Annotated in this window: 1 pseudogene; it reads left to right on the top strand. The window is 40.1% G+C overall.

The features are described 5' to 3' along the window. Positions 1–2,958: pseudogene (locus ACFIJS_RS08705) on the top strand (hypothetical protein); the annotation flags it as partial.

The following is a 2,958-nucleotide window of genomic DNA, read 5'->3' as shown; positions in this document are numbered from 1 at the left end:
TATAACAAAAGGGAAAGAAGACAATAAAGTAAAATTTGATTTAGCTCCCGACATCACATTAACGAGCTTAAAGGCAGGAGAGAATAGCTTAGACGCAACGGGTTTGGTAATTACTGGTGGTCCGAAAATAACGACCGCTGGCATTGATGTTGGCAATAAAGAGCTAAAAGGCGTTAAAAAAGGAACACTCTCAGCAGAATCGACCGAAGCCATTAATGGTTCTCAGCTTTTTGCAACGAATAGTGATGTCACTAAAAACACGAATGCTCTTACAGAAGCTAATATTAAGATAAGTAAGAATGCTACTGATATAACAACAGCAAACAATAATGTGTCTTCTCTTGGCGAGAATATATCAAAATATTTGGGTGAAGATGTAGATGCGCTTCAAGGTAAGGGACCTACATATACTGTTCAGGGACAAACATATAATAATGTGGCAAGCGCTTTCGATGGTGTGAACACCTCTTTCAAAAATGTTGATAATGAAATTAAAGAGGTAAAGGAAAACCTCCTTGTTCAGCAAGAGGAAGAGCAGAAGCTGCTCCGAAATGATAAAGCTGATGGTAAGGGTACAGGTGTTATTACAATTGGTAAGAGTACTGGTGGGTGGGAAATCAGTCTTCTGAATAAAGATAGTAAGGAACGCAAACTCACCGGTTTGCAGGGTGGAGATCTGAGTATAAATTCAAATGAAGCGGTGAGTGGTGGCCAGATCAATATACTGGGTGGTAAGGTAGCTTCTTTTTTTGGTGGTGGTGCTGACTTTGGCAATGGAAACTGGAACGGTCCAACTTTTCAAATAAAAACTGTTAAGGAAGATGGCGCCGAAGAAGATAAAAGCTATCATGATGTGGCTTCTGCTTTTGCGGGTGTTGGTACTTCCCTTACCAATCTTCATAAGGAAGTTAATAATGTGATTACCAAAGTAGAAGGTGAGAACCTTGTTAAGCAAGCTGATGGAGATACAGGACGTATCACAATTGGTGGCGAAAAAGGCGGCAATGAAATCAATATAGCTGATAGTAAGAGTGCTGATCGGACGCTATCAGGTGTCAAGGCAGCAACACAAGATAATGAAGCTGTTAACAAGGGTCAGCTTGATACAAATATCAAGGAAGCAAGTGAGAAAATAACGAATGAATTCAAAGAATTTACACAAAATATAACGAATATTACGCAAGAGGTTAAAGGCGATGCTTTATTGTGGAGTGAGAGCGACAATGCCTTTGTTGCACAGCATGGTGAAGATAAAGCCAAGACAAATAGCAAGATTAAATTCCTAGCAGACGGTGAGATTAGTGCAAGCTCAACAGAAGCCATTAATGGTAGCCAAATTAATACCCTCTCTCAAAATATCGCAAGCTTCTTAGGTGGAGATGCGAAGTTTAATGACGGTGCTTTTACAGGTCCAAGCTATAAATTATCGACTATTTCTTCAGAGGGGAAGGTGGGAAAAACTGAATTTAAAGATGTTGGTAAAGCTTTTACTGGCCTTGATACGAATATCCAGAATGTGAATCAGCGCATTAAGGAAGTGTCTCAAGGAGTTGCACAGGATTCTTTGTTGTGGAGTGAGAATGATAAAGCATTTATAGCAGATCATGGTAAGAATGATGCAAAAACAAAGAGCAAGATTACACATCTTTTAGATGGAAATATTATTTCTGGCTCTACTGATGCAATCACAGGTGGTCAACTTTATTCGATGGGAGAGACGGTTGCTCAGTATTTTGGCGGTGGCGCTGGATATACGGGTGGAGAATGGAAAGCACCAAGTTTCAAAGTTAAGACAGTTAAGGATGATGGGAACTCAGAAGATAAGAGTTACACCACTGTAGCTGAAGCTTTGGCTGGAGTTGGTAGTTCTCTTACGAATGTCCAGAATAAGGTTACCAATGATATTACCAATCAAGTTAATAATGCGATTACCAAAGTAGAAGGTGAGAACCTTGTTAAGCAAGCTGATGGAGATACAGGACGTATCACAATTGGTGGCGAAAAAGGCGGCAATGAAATCAATATAGCTGATAGTAAGAGTGCTGATCGGACGCTATCAGGTGTCAAGGCAGCAACACAAGATAATGAAGCTGTTAACAAGGGTCAGCTTGATACAAATATCAAGGAAGCAAGTGAGAAAATAACGAATGAATTCAAAGATTTTACTCAAAATATAACGAATATTACGCAAGAGGTTAAAGGCGATGCTTTATTATGGAGTGAGAAGGACAATGCCTTTGTTGCACAGCATGGTGAAGATGGTGAAGATGAAGCCAAGACAAATAACAAGATTAAATTCCTAGCGGATGGTGAGATTAGTGCAGCCTCAACAGAAGCCATTAATGGATCTCAGCTTCATACATTGGGTGGAGAGGTTGCGAAGTATTTTGGTGGAGGCGCTCATTATGAGAATGGTCAATGGACGGCCCCCAAATTCACGGTTAAGCAGTTTGACTCTAAGGGCAGTGTCGCTGATGCAACTTATAATGATGTAGCTTCTGCCTTTACCGGTGTTGGTACTTCATTCGAAAAAGTTAAAGATAAATTCGAGAAAGTTAAGGATGAAATTAGCAAAGAGATTGAAAAAGAAATCACCACTGTTCAAGGTGACGCCTTGTTGTGGGATACAGCTAAAAGCGCTTTTGTAGCAACGCATGGAGAGAATAAAGAAATCAGTAAGATAACATCTCTTAAGAATGGAGATGTTTCAGCGAGCTCAAGTGATGCAATCAATGGTTCCCAGCTTTATAGCCTTGGTAGCAGTATTACTACGTATTTGGGTGGTGGTGCCTCATTTGAGAACGGCACTTTTAAAAATCCAATCTATAATTTATCCAGTATTACAGCAGATGGCGTGAGTTCACCAATTGTCTTTACTAATGTTGGGAGTGCCTTTGAAGGCCTTGATAGGAATATCAAGAATGTGAATCAGCGCATTAAGGAAGTGTCTCAAGGAGT

Source organism: Bartonella sp. OT172YNZD (assembly GCF_042193725.1).
Taxonomy (GTDB): Bacteria; Pseudomonadota; Alphaproteobacteria; order Rhizobiales; family Rhizobiaceae; genus Bartonella; species Bartonella grahamii_A.
Note: the sequence above shows the minus strand (reverse complement) of the source record. Positions and strands in the feature narration are given on the sequence as shown.